Source organism: Agreia sp. VKM Ac-1783 (assembly GCF_900177765.1).
Classification (GTDB): domain Bacteria; phylum Actinomycetota; class Actinomycetes; order Actinomycetales; family Microbacteriaceae; genus Agreia.
Genome location: NZ_FXWI01000005.1, coordinates 111,092 through 135,155 on the forward strand (window position 1 = coordinate 111,092; position 24,064 = coordinate 135,155).

Below are 24,064 nucleotides of genomic sequence, written 5' to 3' on the forward strand. Positions count from 1 at the left end.
CTCGGGCCTCGTCCGCCCGTCGTTCGGGCCAACTAGTATGCCTACGTGTCTGCCATGTTGTACGTCGAGATCGCCGATGACCTGCGCCGCAAGATCGTGAGCGGCGAGCTGTCCCCGGGTGACGACGTGCCGAGCGAGGGAGAGCTCGCCGACCTGTGGCGCAGCTCCCGCGGCCCGATTCGCAACGCGCTCGCGGCGCTGAGAAACGAGGGGCTCATCGAGACCCGTCGTGGTCGCCCCGCCAGGGTCGCCGAGCGCAAGGCGCAGCAGGCGGCGGATGTGTCGATCCCGTTCACGCGTTGGGCGGAGCAGATGGGAACGCAGCCTGGTGCCCAGACCCAGGAGGTCTCCCTTCGTCGCGCCGACGAGGACAAGGCCCGGGCGCTCGGAATCGAGAAGGGTGCCCCGATCGTCGACGTCGTGCGTCTGCGCCTGCTCGACGGCCGACCGACGATGCTCGAACGCCTCACGTTCATCGAGGAGGTGGGCCGTGTTCTCTTCGATGTCGATCTCGACACCGTCTCGATCACCGAGTACCTGAACGAGCGAGGCTTCGGCTACCAAGACGTCGACCACGAGATCGACGCCGTCGCTGCCGACGAACTCGACAGCCGGCTCCTCGACGTCGAGCCCGGAGCGCCGATTCTGCGCCTGCACCGCGTAACGCGAGGCCCCGACGGTCGCATCTTCGAGGCGTCGGATGACCGCTACCGCAGCGACATCATCCGCTTCACCGTCTCGGCGTCAGGGCGCGCCCGAGAAGGCAGCCACTTCATCCGCGCGATCGGCTCGATCGGCGCCTAGCCGGTCTGCGTGCGCGATCCCACCGGTTCGAGGCTGGGGGACACACCGATGCGCACGGCACCCCCGCCGGCCGCCGCCTCGATGCCGTCATCGAGGTCACCCAAGGCGACCGTCGCTCCGACGAGGTCTGCGAACGGGTAGGCATCGTGTCGAGCCTCGACGAATCGGGCCGCCTCCTCCAGGTGCCGAGGGGCGTAGTTGTGCACTCCACGAATCGTGATCAGCCCTCGCACGATGGCCTCGGGGTCGATCGGCACGGCCGCCGAGGGTGACACGCTGCCGATGAGAACGGCGACTCCGCCGGTGCCGAGGCAGTCGATCGCCGACGCGACGGCGAGAACCGATCCGGATGCTTCGATCGCCACGAGCGGACGCGTCCCGATCCCGTCGATCGCGGCCTCGAGCGATCCCGGGTCGCCTGTCTTCAGGGTGGGATCGACGGTGGCCGCAGCGCCGAACCGCGAGGCGAGGGTTCGACGACGCCGGGCCGGATCGACGACGATCACGCGCGCTCCCCGGTCGGTGGCGAGCGCGCTCGCGGTGAGCCCGATGAGACCGGCTCCGAACACGATCACGACGGCGCCGTCGAGCGGAGTGATGGTGGATGCTGCGTCGAGTGCAGCGACCGCCGTCGCCGTTCCACACGAGACCGGTGCCAGCACTGCGGCGGGCAGCACGCGAGAGACGGGAACGATGGCCGTGCCGCGGCGGAGGTGCGCGTGAGAGGCGAACCCGCCGCTGAGCTCCCATCCGGCCTCGAGCCGTTCGTGGCCGTACTTTCTGACCGTCTCGCACTTCTGTGGGAGCCCGCGCAGGCAGGTGTCGCAGCTGTCGCATCCGAGGGTCAGCGACCACACGACCCGTTCGCCCACGTCGAGCGGCTCGCCCGTCGACGTGACGGCTCCAACGCCCACAGCGACCACCCGCCCGACCTGCTCGTGCCCGAGCACCAGAGGTGTGGGGGCGCTGCGATGCCCCTGGGTGGTGTGCACGTCGGAGCCGCAGATAGTTGCGAGCTCGATGGCCACCAACGCGTCGCCGGGGGCCAGTGACACCGTCGGAACAGCGATGCACTCGTGCTTCTGACCCGGCTGCACCCAGACCATGGCCGTGGGTGCCGGGTCGAGCTGCAGGCGCGTGACAGCAGCGACGGCTGGCGGCTCAGCCAAAGGTGTCGAGGTGCGGCTGCGAAAGAGGATCACCGAGCAGCCAGCTGAGGCAAGGATGCGAGCTCGCACACGCTGTCGAGCACGACGTCGGCGCCCGCGGCCTCGAGCTGCTCACGGTTGTGTGCCCCGGTGGTGACGCCCACCACGAGGCCCGCGCCTGCGTTGCGGCCCGAGCGCATGTCGCTCATGGTGTCGCCGACCACGACGACGGATGCGACGGAGCTCGCACCGGTCGCCATGAGGGCGGTGAGAACGAGGTCTGGCGCGGGGCGGCCGCGACCGGCGTCGGCGGGCGACAGCGCGGCATCCACCTGCCAGCCGAGGCGGGCGAGCACGGCGTCGCGGGTGACGGGCGAGAAGCCGGTGGTGAGTGCGACCTTGATGCCGGATGCCCGGAGCGCGTCGATCGCGTCGCCCGCGCCGGCGATCGGGTCGACTCCGATCTCGTCGATGAGCTCGGCGTAGGCCGCCTCGAACGCCGTGTTCGCGGCGTGAGCCGCGTCTTCGTCGCCGCGCGTGAGATAGCGGAACACCTCGATCTTCGACTGGCCCATGGTGTCGCGCACGTACTGCAGTGACTCCTCGAGCGGCCGGGTCGACGCGAGACCCGAGCGGCGGGCGGCGCGTTCGAAGGCCTGCTCGACGATGCCGTCGTCGACGACGGTGGTGCCGGCCATGTCGAGAACGACGAGCTCGACGGGAACGATCGCGGCGGCGGAGTCTGCGGAGGCAACGGGAGTGGTGAGGGTCATGAGATCGTGCTTTCTGTCAGTGTGCGGGCGAGGGTGTCGAGGTGTCCGCCGACGACCTTTTCGGCCAGGCCGAGTCCGGTGGTCATGCCGATGCCGGTGGTCACGATGGTGACGAGCACGCCGGGCTCGATCTCCTCGATGAGGAACTCCTCGGGTGCCGTGGCGTACACGCCTTGCCAGCGCTCGACCACGTCGGGCCGGCGCTGAAACAGCGTCTCGAACTCGTCGAGGAGCGCGTGAGGCGCAGCTTCGGGCTGGAAGGGCGAGACTGTGGCGCCCTTCCAATGGCTGTCACCCACGATGAGTGAGCCGTCGGGCCGCTGCGTATACATCTGGTTGAGGTCGAGCGCGGCCAGTTCGGGTCGCTCGGCCGTGAGTCGATCGCGCACGTCGGACGAGGCGGCCATGCCCGTGAAGGCGCTGTACCGAATGAGCGACCATCCGGTGAGAAGCGGCCCGGTGAGCGGCCTCGGCAGGTCGGCGGTGACGCGCATCATGTCGAGTCCGCAGCGCACCACGCCGTATCGCTCGGCCAGCTCGGGGAACAGCTGATCGATGTCGTGGTTGACCGCGACGACGACGGTTCCGGCGTCGACCGGTCCGCGGCTGGTCTCGACCCGCCCGCTCGCGATGCGGCCGGCGGCCGTGCGCATCCGGAACTCGACGCCGCGGCCCGACAAGAGGTCGCGGATGGCGGCGGCGGCGAAGCGCGGATCGACCTGCAGGTCGAGGGGCAGTCGCGCCCCTCCCACCGCGGTGCCCGGGGGCAGGGCCGCCAGCGTCTCGATCTCGGCGGCGTCGAGGAGTTCGATCTCGACCCGGTCTGCGGCGGATCGTGGGGACCGCTGTGCGGCGAGCTCGCGGAGGAGCTGCAACTCGTCGTCGTGCCGGGCGACCACGAGGGTGCCGGCGTCGTCGATCCAGAATCCGGCGTCGCGCGCCAGGCGCAGCCAGATCTCGCGTGACGCCATCGCGTAGTCGCGGGCGACGCCCGACTGCGGGGTGAAGCAGAGGTGACCGAAGTTGCGGATGCTCGCGCCCGCGATCTCGGACGCACGGTCGATGACCAGCACCGAGCATCCGCGATCGACGGCGGCGAGGGCCGCGCCGAGCCCCACGATGCCAGCCCCGACCACCACCACGTCGAAACGCTCGATCGCGCTCATCGGAAGACCCGTCGCATCCAGATCGCGAGACCCTCGACGAGCAGCACGGTGACGAGGATCATCAGCACGATCGCCGTGACGACGCCGTAGTGAGAACCCTGACTCGCGTTGAGCAGGTAGTAGCCGACGCCGCCGGCGCCCACGATGCCCAGAAGGGTGGCGGAGCGGATGTTGCAGTCGATCATGTAGAAGGTGTGGCCGATCATCGCGCGCAGCCCCTGCGGCACGGTGGCTCCGGCGTACACCTGCAGTCGCGACGCACCCGCCGCGGTGAGCGCCCGCTCGGGGCCTGCCTTGACCTCCTCGAAGGAGTCGGCGAGCAGCTTGCCGAGCAGACCGACGCCGCCGATGGCCAGGGCGATCGTGCCCGCCTGGGTGCCGAGGCCCGAGATCACGATGAGCACGATGGCGAGGATGATCTCGGGAATGCCGCGCACCACCACGAGCAGCAGCCGCATGCCCCCGCGCACTCCGCTGTTCGGGGCGACGTTGCGGGCGGCGAGCGAGCCCACCACGATCGACACGATCGCGGTGAGGAGGGTCGCGGCGAGCGCGATCGCGATGGTCTCGCCCATGGCGTCGAACATCGTCGAGGCTTCGTAGCTGCCGAACGAGGGTGGCCAGAACTGCACCGCGATCGCCGGAACCTTCGCCCATACGGTGACGAGGTCGCCCCACTGGATGTTGCAGATCAGGATGCTGCCGACCACGACGGCCGCCGCGATCCATCCCCACACCGTGTTGCGTACCCGCGCACTGTTCCACGGGCGGTACAGCATCGCGGCGGGGGAGGCGGCAGCGGCCTGAACGCCGAGCCGTGCAGAACCGGGCCGGATGCGCCGGAGCCCTCGGAGCATCCGGTCGCCGAGGCCTCGGCCGGTCGGCTGAATGCCGAGCATGGCGGCCCGCACGGCGCTGGAGACGACCTCCATCACTACGCAGAGCACGAAGATCACAAGGGCGAATCCGAGGCCGAGGCCGTAGTCGAGCGACTTGAACGCGAACGACATCTGCATGCCCAAACCGACGACGCCGACGTAGCCGAGAATCACCGAACCGCGCAGGTTGATGTCGTTGCGGTGCAGCACGGTGGCCACCCACGACGGCATCACCTGGGGCAGCACCCCGGCCATGAACTCCTGGAGCTTGCTTCCTCCGCCGGCGCGGATGGCCAGGCGCGGACCCTCGTCGATCTGCTCGATGGCGTCGGCGAACATCTTCGAGATCATGCCGATCGAGTGGATGCCGATGGCCAGGATGCCGGGCAGCGCACCGAGCGAGAAGATCAGCACGAAGACCATCGCGAAGACCACGTCGGGGATGGCGCGGGTGAGCACTCCGAAGAACCGGGCGAAGGCTCGCCAGCCATTGCCGGGCGTGGTGTTGGATGCCGCCAGGTAGGCGACGGGAACCGAGATGACCGCGGCGAGCAGCGTGCCGCAGATCACGAGTCCCAGGGTGAGGCCGGTGAGGTAGAGCAGCTCGCCGGGTTCGGGAAACGAGATGGCGCCGACTCGAGTGAAGAAGCGCTCTGCGTTCGACCAGCTGCGCGCCATCTTCGCGGGGTCGATGCCGATGTTGTCGAGGGCCACGATCGACGCGGCGAGAAGGGCGAGCAGCGTGATGCCGGCGGCGATGCGCTCGGGCGAGATGCGGCGGCGCGGTGCGCGTTCGGCGACGCTGCCCGGAGGAGTCTGGGGGCCGCTCGGCTCGCGCGATCCGGAGCGGTTGCCCGCTCGGCTGTTCGAAGAGGTGCGGGTCGCGGTACTCATCGCACCGAGCCCGCGATGGTGTCGGCGAGCAGCTCTGCCTCGATGGCCTGCAGCTCACGGGTCGTGGTGGCGACGCGGCCGTAGATCTCCATCACCTGCGCCTTCGTCAGTCCGACTGTCGTGGTGTCGAGCACGACCTCGCCGTGCCGAAGACCCACGATGCGGTCGGCCCACGAGAGGGCGAGATCGACCTGGTGCAGGCTGCAGAGCACGGTGAGTCCGCGGTCGAGGGCGATCTCGCGGATGAGAGCCATGACCTGGTCGCTGGACTCCGGGTCGAGCGACGCGACCGGTTCGTCGGCGAGCAGGATCTCGGGGTTCTGCATGAGGGCCCGAGCGATGGCGACCCTCTGCTGCTGACCGCCGGAGAGGGTGTCGGCGCGCTGGTACGCGCGGTCGAGCAGGCCGACCCGGTCGAGGTGGCCGAGAGCGGCGAGCTTGTTGGTGCGGCCGTAAGACCAGAGGCCGAGCCGAGGGCCTCGAAGGGTGGCGAGTGCCCCGGTGAGCACGTTCTCGAGCACCGAGAGCGAGGGCACGAGCTCGAACTGCTGGAAGATGAAGCCGACCTTGCTGCGGAGCGCGCGCAGGGGTCGACCGGAGAGCCCGGGAACATTCTCTCCGAGCACCTGGATGCTGCCGTCGGTGGGCTGCTCGAGCCCGTCGACGTGGCGCAGAAGGGTCGACTTGCCCGATCCGGAGAGTCCCAGGAGGACGACGATCTCGCCGCGCTTGACCTCGATGGATGCGCCGTTGAGAGCGGTCGTCGCGCCGAAGCGCTTCGTGACGCTCGACAGCGTGATCACGGTGTCGGTCGGTGTCTGGGGATTCGTCATTGCAGTCTCCGGATCGGGTTCGTCAGCGGGTTTCGGTCTCAGGCGTCGCGCTCGGTCAGCTCTGGCACTGTTTCGCCTTGGTCTTGTCGCAGATGTCGCGGATGGTGTCGTAGTAGGTGTCGTCGACCGGCTTGGTCTCGTAGAACACGCTGCGGAACCCGTCGGAGTCGGCCGAGCTGACGCCCGACTTGATCATCTGGTCGATGGTGACGTCAGAGAGCGTCTTCGTGAGCTTCGTCTGCACATCGGTGGGGAGCGTGCTCGACATAACGATCGGAGCTCCGGGCACCATCGTCTGGGCGATGACGGTCACCTTGTCGGACTTGGCGACCTCGCTGTCTTCGGCGAAGCCGGCGTCGCACTCGGTGCCCTCGCCCACCTTGGTGACGCTCACGTCGTGCTTGCCGGCGAACACCGGAGTGACGTCCTTCTCAGGGTCGATGCCGGCCTCGAGCAGGTTGTAGCTCGGGAACAGGTAGCCCGAGGTCGACGACGGGTCGACGAAGCAGACCTTCTTGCCCTTGAATCCGGCGAGGTCAGTGATGGAGCTGCCCTTGGGAACGATCGCCTGCGAGTAGTAGCCGGGCTCCTGGCCCTCCTTGGTGACGATCGACGAGATCGGGGTGAGCTTTGCGCCGTTGTTCGAGGCGGTGACGTAGGTGAAGCCGGAGAAGCTGGCGACGTCGATCTGGCCGGCGATGGCGGCCTCGATCAGCGCGGCATAGTCGGTGGACTCGTGGTACTCGACCTTCTTGCCCGTCTCCTGGGCGATGTAGTCCATGAGGGGCTGGTAGTTGGTCTGGGTGTCGACCGAGTCGGGAACGACGCCGAACACCAGGGTGTTCTCGTCGACGGCGTAGGTGCCCGCACCCGAGGCGTCGTCGGTGGAGGGGGTGGATGACGCGGCAGGTGACGCGCAGCCGGCGAGCGTGGCGGTGAGGAGCACGACGCCGGCGAGCGCGGTCGCGAGCGGTGAACGACGGATTTTCATGACGGCCTTTCGGTGAGAACGGGACGCCAGAATCGTGTCATGCAGCGGAAAACAAATATACCTAAGTAAGCCCAATTCAGCTTAAGTTCATGTGTTGTATGCCTATCTCGTGCCCACCTCTCAGATCGCGAGCAGCACAACGCCCGCGACGACGACGAGGGAGGCAGCGATTCGCCATCCGGCTCGCCCTTCTCGCAGCACGACCACGCCGAAGAGGCTCACCAGAATGACGCTGATCTCGCGCATCGGGGCGACGAGCGCGACGGGAGCCATGGTGATCGCCACCAGCACGAGGATGTACGACAGTGGCGAGAGCACGCCGAAGGCGACGAGTCGGGGCCAGTGCTGTCGGAACACGGTGGCGAGCTCACGACGGCGACGACCGAGCGCGGCCGTGTAGATCGGAATCTCGATCAGCGTGCAGCCCACCATAAAGGCCACGGGCGCAAGGCCCAGCTCGCGAACCGCGTGGGCGTCCCAGATCGTGTATGTCGCGATGGCGACGCCGGTGAGCAGGCCGAAGAGGATGCCGGGGTCGAGTCGCCGACGTGCCCCGGGCATCCGGCTCTCGCCCCGCTCGCGGTCGACGAGCCCGACGGTCACGACGCCGAGCAGGATGGCCGCGACTCCGACCAGCGCGACCCACGACGGGCGCTCGCCCAGAAACGCGACGGCCACCACCACGCTGATCGTCGGCCCGGTTCCCCGCGCTGTCGTGTAGACGGTCGAGAGTCGTCCGACGGCATAGCCGCGTTGCAGCACCAGCATGTAGGCCACGTGCATCACTCCCGAGACGCCGACTCCCAGAAGGAAGGCGCCGATGTCCGGGGTGCCCAGCCCGCCGGTGAAAGGAATGGCCCCGGCCCAGAGCACGGTGCTGAACACCGCGGACCACCAGAGGAACGGCAGGCCGATGCGGCTGACGCCGTGCGCGAGTATGTTCCAGGCGGCGTGGCAGACGGCGGCGGCGAGAACGAGGAAGACGGCGAACGAAGACACGGGCAGACCCTTCTACCTGTCGCAGGCGCGACAAAGCAGGGTCCTCCGGGCTTTTGTCCTGTCAGATGACGGTCGTTGCATGGGCTTCGACCGTGGCGCCGCTCGGACCAGGCGAGCGTGCTGCTCCGGAACCCTAGGCGCTATCGCGGCTGACCGTAGCAGACCGAAGTGTCTGGCTGGGGGTTGGGCGGCTCAGGGTGCAGTGGCTGGGGGTGCAGTGGCTCAGGGCGCCACGCTCCAACTCAGGAAGAACCGTCTCTCGATGTGCAGAAGCATCCGATTCCGGCCGATTCTCCTGAAATAGAGCAGGCGAGGCGCGTTCAGTCGTGGGGCTCCGAGTGAAGGAAGCGGCGCAGGGCTGCGTAGCGGTACTCCTGGTAGAGGCCGTGCAGAACGGCGAGAAGCGCGGCGGTTCCCAGCCCGACGAGGATCGACGGCGTGGCCTGCTCGGTGGACTGCACGATGATGATCGCGACGCCCGCGCCAGCCACCATCGAGTTCACCACTGCGATGGCCGTGGCCGTCGTGAAGAACACTCCGATCCAGGAATGCCGGCGGCCGATGGGCAGCATCTCGTTGGGTGCGTGCGGGCCGACGGGGCGGGGAAAGTACTTCGCCGCCCCCGGCAGGAGCGTGGAGTAGACGGCGCGGATGCGCTGGATGGAGTCGAGGGCCGCGACGTCTTCGAGGGAGGTCTCGACGAGTCGCTCATACGTGAAGATGCCGAGCAGAAAGACGACCGGGATGATCACCATGAGGAACCCCAGCGCATAGTCCGTCTGGGCGAGGAAGCCGAAGGCGACGAGGCTGCTCGACAGCGTCGTGAGGTACAGGGCGGCTCGGCTGCTGGCCTCGCTCACGGTGATGCTGCGCGCCGATTCGAGCACGAAGTGCTCGTTCATCAGCGCGCTGTAGAACGCCCCGGCGCGATCAGACAGCGCTGCGATCGCCTCGTCAGCGGTCGGCAGATCTGCCGAGGTGGCCGGCGGCAGAATCGCAGGACGCTCGTCATCAGTCATGGAGGGCTCCTTCTCGATTGGCAGCTTACGGCGCACAATCGAGCCTAGAAAGCGACCTCCCCGCGAACCACGCCCCGCTGGGGCCAGTTGGGGCTGCGGCGTTCGAATCGACCTCTCGCGGCTCAGCCCGCACTAATGCAGGAAATGTTGAGGGTCTGCGTGCAGAACTTCCCGATTCCAGCCGTTTCTCCTGAATTAGAGCGGCGCGAGCCGCGGGCTCAGGCTTTCGGAGCAGTGTTGAGCGCCGCCGCCGCGCGGATCACGGCGCGGAACGCATCCGCATCCGGTGTCTCGCCCTCGCGGATGTCGATGGCGCGACGCACGCCCGCGCCCACCGCGAGCAGCCCTGCGGGGTCGTCGATCGACGAGCCCTTCGGGAACGTGAGTTTGACCTTGTCTTTGTAGGTCTCGCCGGTGCAGATGAGGCCGCCGAGGCTCCAGGTGGCGACGCCGAGCGGGTTGGTGGGCTTCTTCCACTTGGCCTCTTCGGTCACGTCGGGCAGCGCCTCGACGATCAGGTTCCGGATGCGCGAGAGCGTGTCGCCGCGCCAGTCGGGAAATGCGGCGATGATCTGGTCTACCTCGGGTGATGCCATGGGATGACCTTATTGGGGTGCGGCGAGTTCTGGGCCACATTTCTGGGGAGACTCGGCAGGCGAGTCAGATGCCCCGACGCTAGAGCGTCAGAGACAGCACGAGTACGGCGACAGAGAACGCGAGCATTCCTAGGCAGTTCAGCCAGAATGCCTGTGTGGTGTTGCGCGCCCTGATGTGCGGCCCACGACGGTGGGTGGTTGGTTGGGCATGGCCCTTCTCGATGAGGGAGTCGAAGACCTGAACCAGCAGAGAGTTCTTGTCGCCTGACGCCATGACCGATCCGACGCTCACGCCGCTGGCCTCGGCGATGTCTCGAATGGTCGTCGCGTCGAATCCGCGCTCGCGGAAGAGGCTGTCGGCAGCGGTGAGTACTCGCTCTTGCGTGGCCAGTCGAAGCTCGGCGTGTGCAGCTCAGCCCGCTTGGAGCGTGTACCCGACCCCGTAGACGGTGACGAGTCGAGCGGGGCTCTGCGGGTCATCCTCGATCTTCGCGCGGAGGTTCTTCACATGCGTGTCGATGGTGCGGCCGCCGATCCAGCGGTCAGTTCCGTGGAGTCGATCAAGGAGCCTGGCGCGGCTGAGCACGATCCCGGGGTGCACCGCGAATTCCTCGAGCAGGTCGAACTCGGCGCGGGTGAGGTCGAGTGACCGTTCGGCGATCGTCGCCTGACGTCGCTCTGGGTCGATCTCGAGGTCGCCGACCGTGATCACGTTGGAGGCGGGAGCAGTTCGGCGGGCCCGTCGCAGAAGTGCACGAACCCGCGCAACGAGCTCTCGGGGGCTGTAGGGCTTGGCGAGGTAATCGTCGGCGCCGAGCTCGAGCCCGAGAAGGAGGTCGTTCTCGGTGGAACGGGCGGTGAGCAGAAGGATCGGCAGTTCGTACTGCTCCTCGCGCAGTGTGCGGCACACTGTGAGGCCGTCGGCGCCGGGCAGCATCACATCGAGTACGAGCAGGTCGGGCGCGGAGCGACGTACCTCGGAGAGCGCCTCGAGGCCGTCGGCCAGAACCGTCACGTCGTGCCCCTCTCGTTCGAGGTAGCGGCGGATGAGCTCGGACTGCAGCACATCGTCCTCGACGATCAAGACTCTGGTCACGCTCCGATCCTATGCATGCAACAGACATGCGGTCGGGCTCTGCACCGATCGCTCACAAGTCCCTCACATTCGGCGGCGAGTGTGGATCACAGCCACTCTCGACCTGAGGAGGAACCGTGTTTCGTATAACCCACCGATCCCTGACAGCCGCAGCGGGCGGCCTTGCACTGCTGGCGATGCTTGCCGCGTGCGCTGCCCCTGCGGATGAAGAAGGCAAGGGCGGCGATTCGAAGATCGCCACGCTCGAGACCGGGAGTCCGGCGCCGACTGCGAGCGCCGATCCGCTCTTCGCCAAGTACGGTGAGCCCGTTCGGGAGCGCCTCGACATGACAGACGAAGAGGGAGAGGCCGCATGGAAGCCGCGTGATCGCTGTGTCGCCGACCACACCTCCGCGCCGCAGGGCACCTCGGAGCAGGGAGGCGGCGGCAGCAGCGCGGCCGCGGGCGATGCAGAGGCGGAGGCGATCTGCTCGCGCCTGGCTCCGCTGCCCCCGTGGCAGCTGGATGCGCAGAACCCCGATGCGCTGCGGTTCGTGCAGCAGGTCGTGGACTGCCTGCGCGAGCACGGCGTGCGTGAGGTCGAGATCGGCGAGGCTGATCAGTTCGGTCGCATCGGCATCCTGCTTGGCGGCGAGAGCAACGACTCCTCTTCGATCTCGCTGGGCATGCAGCACACCGATGCCTGCATGGCAGCCGCGTCTGAAGAGGTCGCTCCGTGACGCGGTCGCGACGTCGCACGGCGCTCGTCAGCACGCTCGCGCTCTGCCTGGCCTTGGCTGCGGGCGGCGGCGCAGCTGTTCTGCTGCTCCACCCGGCCGACGACGCTGCCCCCGTCGAGAAAGCGGCTGCTCCGGTCACCGTCGTCATCGAGCGCGGCACGCTCACGCAGTCCGCTCGCCTCGACGGCGCCATCGGCTTCGGCCCGGCAGTGCCGGTGACAGTCAAGGCCGAAGGCGTCATCACCAAACTGCCCGCCGTCGGCGAGCAGTTCGATCGCGGATCGGTGGCACTGCGCGCGAATGAGCGCGCGGTGCCGGTGCTTATCGGCGATGTGCCGCTATACCGAGCGGTCGACGGATCCGGGCTCAAGGGCGCCGACGTCAGCATGGTCGCCGCGAACCTCATGGAGCTCGGACAGCTGCGTCACAGCGACCCCGCGGCCTTCGTTACAGGGCCGCAGTTCGCCGAGGCCGTGCGGGACTGGCAGGAGTCACTCGGCCTGGAGCGCACGGGCGTGCTCGGCCCCGCCGACGTGATCGTCTTGAGCGCGCCGAGCCGCATCGCCGCCGTGTCCGCTCGCCCGGGCGATGCGGCATCCGGTCAGCCGTTCACGGTCACGGCCACGACGAGAATCGTCGAGGCATCGGTGCCGGCCCAGGATGCCGGGGTCATCGGGGTGGGGGCCAGGGCGACGGTCGAACTGCCAGACGGGCGCACCGTGGAGGGTTCCCTCGTTACGGTGACGACGACGGGCGAGGGCGTCGAGGCCAAAGTCCATGCGGTAGTCGCGATCGATGATCAGGCTGCGCTCGACGGTGTGGATGCTGCGGCCGTGACAGTGCGTGTCGTGACCAGAACGGTGGAAGATGTGTTGATCGCACCCGTGGCCTCGCTTGTGGCGCTCGCGGAAGGCGGCTATGCGCTGCAGGACGAGCGGGGTGTGCTTCATGGCGTCGAGCTCGGTCTCATCGCCGATGATCGCGTCGAGGTGCGCGGCGCAGGAATCGATGCCGGCATGACGGTGGTGTCGGCACGATGACGACTCCTGCGCTCCAGCTCGACCGCGTCAGCCGCATCCATCCCGGCGGTGTAGCCGCCCTCGACGATGTCTCCCTGCAGGTCGACGCGGGGGAGCTGCTTGCGATCGTCGGACGCTCCGGCGCCGGCAAGTCGACGCTGCTCAACATTCTCGGCACCCTCGACCGGCCTACAGAGGGGACGGTGCGCATAGGCGGCGTCGACACTCGCGAGCTCTCGGATCGAGCGCTGTCGGATTTGCGGGGCAGCACGATCGGATTCGTCTTTCAGAGTTTCCATCTGACCGACGGCGTCACCGCCGAGCAGAATGTCGCCACCGCCCTGCTCTACAGCGGTGTGCGCCGGCGCGAGCGCCGTGGTCTCGCGCGTGCAGCGCTGGAGCGCGTCGGGCTCGGTCACCGCATCGGGCACGCGGCGCAGGACCTCTCAGGCGGTGAGCGCCAGCGGGTCGCCATCGCGCGGGCGATCGTGACCGACCCGCTCGTTGTGCTCGCAGACGAACCGACCGGCGCTCTCGATACGGCGAATGGAGAACGCGTGCTCGCTCTACTCGAGCAACTGCACGACGAGGGAACCACTGTCGTCGTCATCACGCACGATGTCGAGCTCGCCGCACGACTGCCGCGGCGCGTCGAGCTGCTCGACGGACGGATCGTCACCGACACCGAGGCGGTGGCTCATGCATGAGCGTCGCCCCCGCCTCGATATTCGCGATCTGTTCGAGGTCGGCACCGTCGGGCTCCGCACTCGACCCCTGCGTGCGGTGCTCTCGGCGATCGGCGTCGCCATCGGCATCGCCACGTTGGTGGCCGTCACCGCCGTGCCCGCGTCTTCGCAGGCCGCACTCGACAAAACCCTCACCGCGCTCGGCGCCGACCTGTTGCGCGCTGATCCGAGGACAGGAGGCGACGGTGCACTCGTGCCGCTTCCTGCCGAGGCCGTCGGCATGCTGGAGCGAATCGGAACCGTGACCGGTGCCGCATCCGTCGGCAACACGCACGCCCCTGTGCGCAGCAACGAGCTGCGCAGCTACCCGGAGAGCGGCCTGACCACCCTCGCCGTTCGCGGCGACCTCGTGGGAGTGTTGCGAGCCGACGTGTCGTCTGGTCGCTGGCTCGACGGCAGCGACCTGCCGACGGCCGTGCTCGGCGTCGAGGCGGCCGAACGACTCGGCCTGTCTGAACTCCCTGATCGGCCGGTGGCGATCGATATCGGGGGTGTCGCATTCACGGTCGTCGGGGTGCTCGCTAAGACCCCGCTCTCCGCCGATCTGCAGTCGGCGGTTCTGGTCGACGATGCTGCCGCGCGGCGCTGGCTCAGCTTCGATGGCGTGCCCACCGCCGCCTACGTCACCGGTATCGAGTCCTCGATAGAAGCCTTGCGTCCCATCGTCGCGGCGACTCTCTCCCCGAAAGCGAGCGGGCTCGTGCAGGTGAGCCAGCCCTCCGCCGTGCTCGCGGCCAAAGCTGCTGCCCGCGACAGCTTCGACGGTCTCTTTCTCGCTCTTGCTGCGGTCGCGCTCGTGATCGGGGGTATCGGCATCGCCAACACCATGTTCGTCTCCGTGCTCGAACGACGCAGAGAGATAGGACTGCGCCGCGCACTCGGCGCACACCGCGGTCAGATCCAGGCGCAGTTTCTGGTGGAGGCGATCGTGTTGTGCGCGCTGGGCGGGGCAGCAGGGGTGCTACTCGGTCTGCTGGGCACTGCCGCCTGGAGCGGCTATCAGGGTTGGCCGTTGGTGGTGCCGGTGCAGACGGTGCTGGTCGGCATGGCCGCCTCTCTCGGCACGGGCGCGATCGCTGGACTCGCACCCTCCGTGCGCGCCGCTCGGCAGTCGCCGACCGCGGCGCTCGCGGCGACCTGAGCGCGCAATGCGGCTACGGCGAGGGCGGATGCGTGTAGGGACGCAGGACGATGAGAGCATGGCATACGACATGGGCACAACGACGAGACGCTCAGCAGAGGGTGCTCGACGCATGCCCCGGATGCTCGCTCGCTACCTCGCGGCTGGCTTGCTGCTCGTACTCGCCTCGGTGGGCGGAACCATCTGGCTCGCCCAGACCTCGGAGTTCAGCTACGACCAGCAGGCATCCGATGCTGATTTCGCGCGAGACGAGCAGGTGGTGGACGCGCTCACCACCTGGGCCGGCAGCCACGCGGACTGGCGCGACGTCGGACCCATGCTTCTTGAGCTCAGTCACGAGACGGGGCGCCGCATCGCGTTGATCGACGGCACGGGAGCGGTGATCGCCGACACCGCGCCCGGCCTGCCCCGTCCGGCGGACTCCACGAGGTTGCTCGACCCGCTCGAACCACGTGCCGACTCCGAGACGCTTGAATTGCAGCTGAGCGACGGCATCAGCGGGCCCTTTTCGCTTGATGAGGCGCAACGTGAGCAACTCACCTGGCAGGCGAGCGCGGTGGTGGAGTGTCTGGGTGATGCGACCGTGGGAACGGCGGTGTGGGCGACGGGTCGCCCCGTGGTCAACGGCTACGACGATGCGCCGGATTGTGGCCGTGCCGCATTGAACACGCTGTTGCCGAGCGAGCGAACCGCCCTCGACGAGCTCCGTGATCGCACGAACGCCTGCCTGCTCGCCGCAGATGCACCTCTCGTCTCCGACGTCGACCTCGACCTCTCTTTATCGAGCGCCCCCGCGCATCTCGCGCTGCGCACCGTGCCGGCAGGCGACGACGTCGTAGACGACTGCCTCCTGCAGGCGCGCGTCGACCAGTCCAGAGCGACGACGGCGCCCGCCGTGAACCTCGTGCTCACCGACCCGCGAGGCGACGCGCGCGGCCCGCTCGACGCGAGCCCTGGGTCGATTGCCCGTGTCGCGGTCTTCATCGTGGTGCTGCTGGCACTTCTGTCGGCAGCGGCGGCGCTCATCATCGTGCCGACCCTGCGCAGCGCGCGCCGACTCGAGACCGCCGTCGATCGCTTCAGTGCGGGCGACCGCGCGGCCCGCACGGGGCTGCATGCCCGCGACGATCTCGCCGGCGTCGGTGCCGCATTCGACCGTATGTCGAGCGAGATCGCCGGACACGAAGCGTCACGCCGACGGCTGCTCGGCGACATCGCCCACGAGCTGCGCAGCCCGCTCACGAACATCCGCGGATGGGTCGAGGCAGCAGACGATGGGCTCGGCCTCGACGATGCGGCCCTCCGTCGGCTGGTGCTCGACGAGGCGGGGCGCATGGAGCGGATTACCGGCGATCTGCAACTTCTCGCACTCGCAGAGTCGGGAGACCTCGTGCTGGAGAGAAGGGCGAGCGACGCGGCTGCGGTCGTGCGAGAGCTCGCCGAGGCCTACCGGGCCCACGCGACGACCTCGGGTGTCGCGCTGAACGTCGAGGCTCCCAAGTCGCTTCCGCTTGAGACCGACCCCGCCCGTTTGCGGCAGATCCTCGACAACCTGCTCTCGAACGCACTGCGGCATACTCCGGCCGGCGGGCGCGTCGACCTCGAAGCGACGACGGATGCCGGCACCGTGCGTATCGCCGTGGTCGACACCGGTGAAGGCATCGCTGCGGCAGACCTGCCCCACGTCTTCGATCGGCTCTGGCGCGGCGAGCCGTCTCGGGTGCGCGCAGGACAGAGCACCGGCCTCGGGCTCTCGATCGCCCGCGGTCTAGCCGAGGCTTTGGGCGGAACGCTGCAGGCCCAGAGCGCCCTCGGCGAGGGCAGTCGCTTCGAGGTGTCGCTGCCTGTGCGCGTACCCCGTGCCTAGCGCACGAGGGAATGGTTCATTGCCTGCGCGATCAGCTGGGAGTACGTCGCGATAGCGTCGGCCTCCGTGGTTGCTCCTTCGAGAACCGAGGTCGACAGAGATTCTCCAGCGCCCACCAGTGCAACGCAGAAAAGCTGCAGCTCCGAATCGGGCATACGCACATGAGGTCGAAGAACGGCCTCGAACATCTGCACTCCCGTGTCTACGAGCTCACGATAGATGCGCGCCCGCTCTTCGTTGCCGCTCATCGCGGCCCCGATCGCGAAGAACTCACTGCTCGCATCGGTCGCGCACCGGATGTACGTGGAGGAGAGAGCGTCGATCGTCGCTTCGTATGCGAGATCACCCTGGGCCATCCCGTCTTGGAACGCCCGTTTTCGTTCCGCATCGACCCAGCGGTAGAGGGCGGTCAACAATGCCGAACGAGTCTCAAAGTGATCGTAGACAACAGGTTTCGACACTCCTGCCTGCTGTGCGAGAGCGCCGAGCGTCAAGGCGTCCACCCCCAGCTCCCGCACGATGGAGAGCCCCTTCTCCAGCAGATCCTCTTGGCGAGCTTGCCAGGAGAGACGCCGCTTTGGCGGTTCCTCGTGCGACGCAATTGCTTCGATGGTCATTAGCTACCTTTGGTAGGTTACTGTTTCTACTAAAGGTAGCTTAACGAAACGGAGACAGGCATTGGATAGATCAGCAGGACGACCCGTGGCTCCGCGCGTCTTCATCTTCGGCATCACGGGCAGGGTCGGTCGACTTCTTGCGAAACGGCTCAGGGCTCAGGAGGTGCCTGTTTCTGGCCTGGTGCGCACGCCGCAGCAAGCCGCGACTCTCGAGGGGGCCGAGATATCGACAGTGGTCGGTGATCTCACAACCGCGACCACAGAGGAGCTCGAGGCAATGATCACGAACTGCGATGTGGTCGTCTACGCGGCGGGCTCGAACGCTGGCCCCCAGGGCGTGACGGATGACATCGACCTCGTCGCTCTCGGCCGTGTAGCGGAGGCGATCGAGCATGTCGGGGCGACGCGACTGATCCTTGTATCCGTTCTGCCCGAGGCGTGGCGTGAGCGTTCGCTCAGTGACGACGAGGAGCACTACTTCGCGGTCAAGAAGAGAGCGGAGGTTCGATTGACCCGTCGAGACATCAATTGGGTGATCCTCCGGCCATCCCTGCTGACCGATGACTCTGGAACGGGAAAAGTCTCGCTAGGCCCCGCCGAGGAGCACGGCGAAATACCCCGCGACGACGTGGCAGCTGTTCTCGAGGAGTTGGTGTTCGATTCGACCATCGACAGGCAGATCCTCGAGCTGAATGAAGGGCAGGTGCCCATCGTCGAAGCGGTCCGCGCCTACGAGTCTGATGCGTAGACGTTCAATGAGTGGTAGATTACTCACATGTCTAAAGAACGCATCCTCAGTACCGCTGACGCCCGACGAGCGGACGTGCTCGCGGCGGCCACGCAGGCCTTTGGTCGCACTGGCTACTGGGGAACGAACACCACTGAGATCGCGCGCGACGCGGGCATCTCTCAGGCATACCTCTATCGCCTCTTCGCGAACAAAGAGGAGCTGTTCGTCGCGGTGATCGGCGAGATTCACAATCTCTTCCGCGACGAGATCGACCGCATCCTCGCGGAAACCCCTCGCGAGGATGCACTGCAGGCCCTTCTTTCTCCGAGCTCGACAGAGCGCACCGGCAGCAGCGATGCCGGCAAGGTTCTGCTGCACGCGTCGGCGGCGTCGAATGTCGAGCCCATCGGCGTGGCTGTGCGTCAGTGCTACAGCGACCAGGCCGACTACCTCTCTTCGCGCGGCTTGAATGATGAGGAGATCCGCTCCTACTTCGCCTGGTCGCAGTATGCGAATGCGCTGCGATCCGCAGGAATCGGCGCCGACGTTGAGGGCGGGGCGCTGCAACGCCTCCTGCCTCACTAGCGGCGCATTTCCTTCCTTCGATGACCCCATAGTTCTTCATCGTTTTAGTGAGTGATTTACCACTCTATTTGAAAGGTGTTTCCTTTGTCTCAAATCCTGACCAGACGGCATCCGCTGCTTCTGCCTGTGCTGGCGTTCGCACAGTTTCTGCTCGCCGTTGACTACAACATCGTGCTCGTCGCCCTCCCCGACATGGGAGCCGAACTCGGAATGAGCGAGTCTGCGCTGCAGTGGGTGGTGAGCGCCTATGCGCTGGCTTTCGGCGGCTTGCTGCTCGTCGGCGGCCGCTTGAGTGATGTGTTCGGCCCGCGCCGGATGATCCTGCTCGGCCTCGCGCTGTTCGCTGCTGGCTCCTTGGTGGCGACTCTTGCCCCGGGCGCGGCCGTTCTGCTCATCGGCCGCGTGTTGCAGGGCGCGGGTGGCGCGCTCATATCGCCCGCCGTACTCGCAACGATCGCGGTCTCTTTTGACGAGGGCCCCGCACGATTCCGCGCCCTGGCGATCTGGTCGTCGGCGGGAGCGGTGGGACTCGCGCTCGGCTCGGCGCTCGGCGGAGTTCTGATGGCGTTCTTCACTTGGAGGGCGATCTTCCTCCTCCTCGTTCCGTTGGCGCTGATCGGGCTCGTCGTTGCGTGGCGCGCGACGTCCCGTGAGGAGCGCCCGGCGAATCGTGGATCGCTCGACTTTCCGGGCGCGATCTTTGCGGCGCTCGGAGTCGCGGCCATCGTCTTCGCCCTCGCGGAGCTACCCAACCGCGGCATCGACGCGAGCGTCCTTGTCTCGGGGGTTGCCGGCATCCTGTTGTTGATCGCGTTCGTCGTGCGAGAGAAGACTGCACGGTATCCGCTGCTGCAGCTGACTATGTTTCGTAGTCGGACTCTCACCGGTTCTTTGATCGCCATGGTTCTGTTCATGGGTTCCATCGGCACTAGCTACTACGTGTTCACGGTCTTCACCCAGAGCGTGCTCGGTGCCTCGGCGCTGCTCACCGGGTTGGCGTTCCTTCCCTGGGGAGTGACGGCGCTTCTGGCATCGAATCTCGCAAAAGCAGCGCTGAACCGGCTTGGAGTGCGCGGTGCACTCATCGTCGGGCTCCTCATTGCGGCGGTCGGCAACGCGGGGTTCGCCTCCGCGCTGCACGCGGACGCACCTCTGTGGGTCGTCGTCGCGTGGACCGCATTGCTCGGGATCGGACAGGCCGTGGGATTTGCCACGCTGTTCGCCGCGGCAGGAGCCGGTGTGCCGCCAGATCAGCAGGGTGTTGCTTCCGCGCTGATGTCCACGATCCAGCAGGTGGGAACGGCTCTCGGACTCGCGGTGCTCGTGGGGCTCGCGACGTGGACGACAACGACATCCACCCTGCACGGAGTCGAAGCCACGGCTGCTGGACTGCAGGCAGCGACCTGGATCGGGGCGGCCATCCTGGCTGTCGGCGCGGCGGTCACCGCGATCGTGATCCCCTCGAGACGGTGAGCCGGGTCCGCATCCACGCGAGGGGTCGTAGTCCGCTTGTGTCCGCCCAGATGTGCCACAGTTCTGCTATGGCTTCTCCCCAATCGCTAACCGAGAGTGACCGTCGACTTGTCGCAGCCTGGGCCGCCGACTGCGCCGAGCGCGTTCTGCCTCTGTTCGAGGCGGAGGCCCCCGACGAAGACAGGCCGCGGGATGCGATTGCCCGGGCGCGCGCATACGCTCGCGGCGAGCTCGACACGGCCGGCGAGATCCGGCGGCGCCTCGTGGCCAACCGCGCGGCGCAGGTGGTGAACTCGCCCGCGGCGAAAGCCGCAGCGTGGTCGGCCGGACAGGCATCCGGTGTCGTTCACATGGGCGCGCACGCGCTGGGCGCGGCCGCCTACGCCGCGAAGGCTGCTGGTCTTGCTGACCCGGATGCCGGTGGCGCGGCTGAGATCGCCTGGCAACTCGAGCACATGAGCGAGCCGGTGCGTGCGGCGCTGCGACAACTGCCTTTGCTCGGCACGGATTCGTCGGGCCCGCTCGGCGCCGGACTCTTGGCGTCGGGAGTTCTCGGCGAGAACATCCGGCTGATTCAGGCGGGTCTGTAGATCAGCGCTGATAGCGTCGGCCGTGTTGACGATCGAGAGAATGGATGCGCAATGCCCCTCTCCTCCACGAGCTGCTCTGGCGGTGTCGTCTCCCTGGCCTGGTCGCTTGCGGCACCGACCGAACGTGTGTGGTCGGCGTGGACTGACCCGACGATGCTCCCCTTCTGGCTGGGTGAAGCGGTCGCGTGTGACATCAGGAAGGGCGGCCTGCTCGTGGTCGACCATGGTGGAGACACGCTTTCTCGAAGCGAGATTCTCGACGCTGAGGAACCGCATCGACTGCAGCTGACGTGGGAGTTTCCGGACGAGGCGCCTTCACGGCTGTCCATCACGCTCGAGAGCGCGGACGACGGCGCGGTCCTGCACCTCGTTCACTCGCAACTCGGCTCTCTCGAGAAGTCGTACGAGGCGGGGTGGATGACCCATCTGACGTTTCTCGAAGCCGCCGTCGAGGGTGACCCACTGCCCATCTCGCAGTTCTGGAAACTGCACGACACGTTCCGCGCGCTGACAGCTGTCGACCCCGTTTAGTTCGCGACCGCGGCGACGCTCTGGTTGGCAGAATAGAAACGTGCCGCACCGTCAGTCCGCCCTGCAGAACGAGCCGAACGAGAAGGTGTGCGCATCCTGCGGCCGGCCGATGCAGTGGAGAGCGAAGTGGGCCCAGAACTGGGCCGAGGTGAAGTACTGCTCCGACGCCTGCCGGCGCCGAGGCGTGAACGAGACCGACAAGCGGCTCGAGGCCGTCATCGTGAGCCTCACGTCTGAGCGTCAGGATGCGCCCGTCACCCCTGAGGTCGTGGCACGAACCGTGGCGCCCGACGACTGGCAGTCGCTCTACGAACCCGCCCGCCGCGCGGCAAGACGGCTCGCACACCGCGGCGAGGTCGACATCGTTCAGAACGGACGTGCCATCGACCCAGGCTTGGTGCGCCGGCCGTTCAGTATTCGAGCGGCTCTGCGCCGGTAGTCGATCATCGTGCCGGATGCCGTGCGGGCCCCTCGAAGTCGCTCGCGCTGAGGAGTAATCTCGCTCGCATGTGCAGGAACATCCGAGTACTCCACAATTTTGAACCCCCGACCAACGACGACGAGGTGCGCGAGGCGGCGCTGCAGTTCGTGCGCAAGGTCAGCGGATCCACCCACCCCTCTCACGTGCGAACACCGAGGCGTTCGAGTGCGCCATCGACGAAATCGCAGACGCGACGCGGCGACTGCTCGACGGACTGGTGACGAACGCCCCTCCGAAGAGCAGGGAGCTCGAGGCGGTGAAGGGACGCGAGCGACATGAGAAGCGCATGGAACGCGAGGTGCGCATCCGCACGGCGACCGGTTAGCGGGTGCGACTACCCGCGTGACTCTCGGTCACTCGGTGCCGTCACGAGCACGAAAGCGGGCCACTCTGTGTCCCGGTCTCCCACCTAAACGATGTCGCCAGGCTTGAGTGCAAATGGGGCACGCTTTGGAATCTCATGATCGGCAGTCAACACGTATCGCACGCATTTAACTTTCAGACGCATCGCGCCCGGCATGGGTTCACTTCGGGCCCACCTCGGCGGCCAGTTACGATCTCCACATGGTGCAACAGTCAAGCTCCACTCTGCCGAAGAACTTTGAAGACCTTCTGGCTGAGGGCGACGAGGCAGCTGTGCTCGCCGTGTTCGACACCTGTGAGGTCGATGCGCGGGGCGGGTATTGGAAGAGCACAGCTCTTGGTTTTGCCAACTGCCCTACAACCGTCGCCCGCTGGCTTGTCGATCATGGTGCCGATGTCGAAGCGGTCGACTCGGGCGGTATGACCCCTTTGCATCGACACGCAGGAGCATGGAACGGACAGCCAGGGCTGCTGCTCGACCTCGGCGCGAACATTGAGTCGGTGACCAAGCATGGTGAGACGGCCCTGCACATAGCGGCGGGTAGGCACCGTGCGCAGAACGTGCGATTACTTGTCGAGCGCGGCGCGAATGTGTCGGCCGAAGCTCAACGTGGCCTCACGCCTGCTGCAATTGCTGTGAAGCTCTGTGAAAATGCCAGCATCGCAGAGACCGCCGAGATTCTTGAGATTCTCGTTGCGGCCGGTGCTGTGCTCAGCGAAGATCTGCGTGCTGACGCAGCGCGGATCGGCAAGCAATTCGAGTTCCATCGTGACAATTTCAACCGGGACAAGTTGGCTGAAGCTGACGCGGGTCTGCAGAAGATCTACGAGTTGCTGAAGGCCTCGCCGGTTCAGCGAAGGCGCATGCATGACGGATCTTCTGACATCGTGGTGACAGGGTCGACCTGGCAGCAACAGCACCGGGAGCTGTGGGACTTGCTCGTTCCCTCGCAGGGACCGGCGGCGACGGTACAAGGCGAAGTGATTCGCATCACAGGACGAATCTCAGACGAGCTCGATCGAAACGGCGGCGGCAACTGGGATCGCGATTTCCAGCGGATGGCGGACGCTCTGCCCGAGTACCTGAGCTCATCGACACCGCTCCCCGCCGCCGATCTCAAGGCAGCGAGAAACGCAACGAGGCTTCTCAAGGGGAGGAAGCGGCTCGCCGTCGATCATGCGATGCTGTCGGAGTACGCGGTGAGGTGGGTGCGCGAGAACCCGCAACCGATCCCGTTGATCACGCCGAAGTACCGGCGATAGCTCAAGGCGCGGGCCTGCCTGCGATGGTCGGCGGATGAACTCTCCCGACCCCGATCGTTCTCTTCGACACCTTCGCCGAGCGCAGCCGCGAGGCGATGATCGCGACTCGCGACTCAAGCGCCGCATCCGATCTCAGCCGTGCTCACCTCGTCGCACTCCGCGACGGGCTCGGCTCGCACACTTCGTCGTGAGTGATCCTCCCGATCCTGATCGCCGCTTAGCTGGGCAACTCGAATGTGCCGTCGATGGTTCCCTTGATGACAAGAGCCAGAAAAAGAAGGATGACGAAGCCGATAGTGGAGGCAGTCGACCAGACGGCGATGCGAGTCGCACTCCAGTAGTGGGACTTGGCTCCGGCTGCGCGCAAAGCGTGCATCCACTGGGCGACACCTGACGTTGACGCGGCGCTGAATGATCCGGTGCGCGCGGCCATCGAGAAGTCGACTCGATACCCGGCACCTGCCACGCTGAAACTCGGCGTCGTGAACCCGCCTCCGATCGCCACGTCGCGTATCGCGGCCTCGAAGAGTGTTTCGATGGGCGCGCCCGCCGTGTCGAGCGCTTCGAGGCGAAGGCGATCATCGCCTGTCCAGGTAAGCCGAGCCGGCACTGCAGACAGCTGAGTCGTGCCACGAAAGTAGTCGAGGTCTCGTACGGCTTTCGGATAGGTCACGCGCACAGCATATGGTCGGCGGGGCGTCGCCGCGGCCCATGCGGCCGGGATGGAGGTGGGCGCGGCTCG

26 protein-coding genes and 1 pseudogene are annotated in these 24,064 nt (G+C 66.9%); 14 read left to right on the top strand and 13 right to left on the bottom strand.

Annotated elements, in window-relative coordinates; all coding sequences use genetic code 11:
* Window positions 1-54: 54 nt before the first annotated feature.
* Window positions 55-804 (top strand): GntR family transcriptional regulator, encoded by a 750-nt coding sequence (locus CCK87_RS16285; RefSeq protein WP_249273960.1) that lies wholly within the window; start codon window positions 55-57, stop codon window positions 802-804.
* On the opposite strand, the gene CCK87_RS16290 is transcribed toward CCK87_RS16285, so the two are convergent.
* The 11 genes from CCK87_RS16290 to CCK87_RS16340 all read right to left on the bottom strand — a co-directional run bounded on the left by CCK87_RS16290 (window position 801) and on the right by CCK87_RS16340 (window position 11,197).
* Complete coding sequence (locus CCK87_RS16290) at window positions 801-2,006, bottom strand: zinc-binding dehydrogenase (protein WP_249273950.1); 1,206 nt, start codon at window positions 2,004-2,006, stop codon at window positions 801-803. The genes CCK87_RS16285 and CCK87_RS16290 overlap by 4 nt on opposite strands.
* A complete protein-coding gene (locus CCK87_RS16295; protein WP_086462478.1) occupies window positions 2,003-2,725 on the bottom strand; it encodes a phosphonatase-like hydrolase in 723 nt (240 codons plus the stop codon). The genes CCK87_RS16290 and CCK87_RS16295 overlap by 4 nt, the downstream gene beginning before the upstream one ends.
* The gene (locus CCK87_RS16300) at window positions 2,722-3,891 is read right to left on the bottom strand and encodes a TIGR03364 family FAD-dependent oxidoreductase (protein ID WP_086462479.1); all 1,170 of its coding nucleotides are present in this window, start codon (window positions 3,889-3,891) and stop codon (window positions 2,722-2,724) included. The genes CCK87_RS16295 and CCK87_RS16300 overlap by 4 nt, the downstream gene beginning before the upstream one ends.
* A complete protein-coding gene (locus CCK87_RS16305) occupies window positions 3,888-5,663 on the bottom strand; it encodes an ABC transporter permease subunit (protein WP_086462480.1) in 1,776 nt (591 codons plus the stop codon). The genes CCK87_RS16300 and CCK87_RS16305 overlap by 4 nt, the downstream gene beginning before the upstream one ends.
* A complete protein-coding gene (gene phnC, locus CCK87_RS16310) occupies window positions 5,660-6,496 on the bottom strand; it encodes a phosphonate ABC transporter ATP-binding protein (RefSeq protein ID WP_086462481.1) in 837 nt (278 codons plus the stop codon). The genes CCK87_RS16305 and phnC overlap by 4 nt, the downstream gene beginning before the upstream one ends.
* Before the next feature lie 55 nt (window positions 6,497-6,551).
* A complete protein-coding gene (locus CCK87_RS16315) occupies window positions 6,552-7,487 on the bottom strand; it encodes a phosphate/phosphite/phosphonate ABC transporter substrate-binding protein (RefSeq protein WP_086462482.1) in 936 nt (311 codons plus the stop codon).
* A 120-nt stretch (window positions 7,488-7,607) separates the two neighbouring features.
* On the bottom strand, window positions 7,608-8,486 hold the full coding sequence (locus CCK87_RS16320; protein WP_086462483.1) for an EamA family transporter: 879 nt from the start codon (window positions 8,484-8,486) through the stop codon (window positions 7,608-7,610).
* Window positions 8,487-8,806: 320 nt separating this feature from the next.
* The gene (locus CCK87_RS16325) at window positions 8,807-9,505 is read right to left on the bottom strand and encodes a hypothetical protein (protein ID WP_086462484.1); all 699 of its coding nucleotides are present in this window, start codon (window positions 9,503-9,505) and stop codon (window positions 8,807-8,809) included.
* A gap of 218 nt (window positions 9,506-9,723) precedes the next feature.
* Window positions 9,724-10,101, bottom strand: coding sequence for a DUF1801 domain-containing protein (locus CCK87_RS16330; protein WP_086462485.1), 378 nt, complete (start codon window positions 10,099-10,101; stop codon window positions 9,724-9,726).
* 79 nt (window positions 10,102-10,180) lie between these two features.
* On the bottom strand, window positions 10,181-10,492 hold the full coding sequence (locus tag CCK87_RS18470; protein ID WP_086462486.1) for a helix-turn-helix domain-containing protein: 312 nt from the start codon (window positions 10,490-10,492) through the stop codon (window positions 10,181-10,183).
* A gap of 21 nt (window positions 10,493-10,513) precedes the next feature.
* Window positions 10,514-11,197 carry a response regulator transcription factor gene (locus CCK87_RS16340; RefSeq protein WP_212638253.1) on the bottom strand — a complete coding sequence of 228 codons (684 nt, stop codon included), beginning with the start codon at window positions 11,195-11,197 and terminating at the stop codon, window positions 10,514-10,516.
* A 116-nt stretch (window positions 11,198-11,313) separates the two neighbouring features.
* Between CCK87_RS16340 and CCK87_RS16345 the strand changes: the two genes are divergently transcribed.
* The 5 genes from CCK87_RS16345 to CCK87_RS16365 are packed head-to-tail and all read left to right on the top strand — an operon-like array spanning window position 11,314 to window position 16,689.
* Window positions 11,314-11,916 (top strand): hypothetical protein, encoded by a 603-nt coding sequence (locus CCK87_RS16345; protein WP_140162904.1) that lies wholly within the window; start codon window positions 11,314-11,316, stop codon window positions 11,914-11,916.
* Complete coding sequence (locus CCK87_RS16350) at window positions 11,913-12,956, top strand: peptidoglycan-binding protein (protein WP_086462488.1); 1,044 nt, start codon at window positions 11,913-11,915, stop codon at window positions 12,954-12,956. The genes CCK87_RS16345 and CCK87_RS16350 overlap by 4 nt, the downstream gene beginning before the upstream one ends.
* Complete coding sequence (locus CCK87_RS16355) at window positions 12,953-13,642, top strand: ABC transporter ATP-binding protein (RefSeq protein WP_086462489.1); 690 nt, start codon at window positions 12,953-12,955, stop codon at window positions 13,640-13,642. Before CCK87_RS16350 ends, CCK87_RS16355 begins: the two co-directional genes overlap by 4 nt.
* The gene (locus CCK87_RS16360) at window positions 13,635-14,822 is read left to right on the top strand and encodes an ABC transporter permease (RefSeq protein ID WP_086462490.1); all 1,188 of its coding nucleotides are present in this window, start codon (window positions 13,635-13,637) and stop codon (window positions 14,820-14,822) included. The genes CCK87_RS16355 and CCK87_RS16360 overlap by 8 nt, the downstream gene beginning before the upstream one ends.
* Before the next feature lie 58 nt (window positions 14,823-14,880).
* Entirely contained in the window at window positions 14,881-16,689 is a 1,809-nt protein-coding gene (locus CCK87_RS16365) for a HAMP domain-containing sensor histidine kinase (RefSeq protein WP_170927329.1), read from the top strand.
* Here CCK87_RS16365 and CCK87_RS16370 read toward each other — a convergent pair.
* Window positions 16,686-17,306: a TetR/AcrR family transcriptional regulator gene (locus tag CCK87_RS16370; RefSeq protein ID WP_086462492.1), complete on the bottom strand. Its 621-nt coding sequence runs from the start codon at window positions 17,304-17,306 to the stop codon at window positions 16,686-16,688. The two genes, CCK87_RS16365 and CCK87_RS16370, sit on opposite strands and share 4 nt — an antisense overlap.
* Before the next feature lie 85 nt (window positions 17,307-17,391).
* Here CCK87_RS16370 and CCK87_RS16375 point away from each other — a divergent pair, with 85 nt between their 5' ends.
* The 8 genes and pseudogenes from CCK87_RS16375 to CCK87_RS16410 all read left to right on the top strand — a co-directional run bounded on the left by CCK87_RS16375 (window position 17,392) and on the right by CCK87_RS16410 (window position 23,322).
* Window positions 17,392-18,054, top strand: coding sequence for an NAD(P)H-binding protein (locus tag CCK87_RS16375; protein ID WP_212638254.1), 663 nt, complete (start codon window positions 17,392-17,394; stop codon window positions 18,052-18,054).
* A gap of 27 nt (window positions 18,055-18,081) precedes the next feature.
* A complete protein-coding gene (locus tag CCK87_RS16380) occupies window positions 18,082-18,621 on the top strand; it encodes a TetR/AcrR family transcriptional regulator (protein ID WP_086462493.1) in 540 nt (179 codons plus the stop codon).
* An 84-nt stretch (window positions 18,622-18,705) separates the two neighbouring features.
* Window positions 18,706-20,094 carry an MFS transporter gene (locus CCK87_RS16385; RefSeq protein ID WP_170927330.1) on the top strand — a complete coding sequence of 463 codons (1,389 nt, stop codon included), beginning with the start codon at window positions 18,706-18,708 and terminating at the stop codon, window positions 20,092-20,094.
* Between the two features lie 68 nt (window positions 20,095-20,162).
* The gene (locus tag CCK87_RS16390; protein WP_086462495.1) at window positions 20,163-20,684 is read left to right on the top strand and encodes a putative immunity protein; all 522 of its coding nucleotides are present in this window, start codon (window positions 20,163-20,165) and stop codon (window positions 20,682-20,684) included.
* A 51-nt stretch (window positions 20,685-20,735) separates the two neighbouring features.
* Window positions 20,736-21,215 (top strand): SRPBCC domain-containing protein, encoded by a 480-nt coding sequence (locus tag CCK87_RS16395; RefSeq protein ID WP_086462496.1) that lies wholly within the window; start codon window positions 20,736-20,738, stop codon window positions 21,213-21,215.
* Between the two features lie 40 nt (window positions 21,216-21,255).
* Window positions 21,256-21,654, top strand: coding sequence for a DUF2256 and DUF3253 domain-containing protein (locus CCK87_RS16400; protein WP_249273952.1), 399 nt, complete (start codon window positions 21,256-21,258; stop codon window positions 21,652-21,654).
* 68 nt (window positions 21,655-21,722) lie between these two features.
* Window positions 21,723-22,021: pseudogene (locus CCK87_RS16405) on the top strand (DUF2277 domain-containing protein).
* Window positions 22,022-22,260: 239 nt separating this feature from the next.
* Window positions 22,261-23,322: an ankyrin repeat domain-containing protein gene (locus CCK87_RS16410; RefSeq protein WP_086462497.1), complete on the top strand. Its 1,062-nt coding sequence runs from the start codon at window positions 22,261-22,263 to the stop codon at window positions 23,320-23,322.
* A gap of 217 nt (window positions 23,323-23,539) precedes the next feature.
* On the opposite strand, the gene CCK87_RS16415 is transcribed toward CCK87_RS16410, so the two are convergent.
* Entirely contained in the window at window positions 23,540-23,995 is a 456-nt protein-coding gene (locus CCK87_RS16415; protein ID WP_140162905.1) for a hypothetical protein, read from the bottom strand.
* Window positions 23,996-24,064 lie beyond the last annotated feature (69 nt).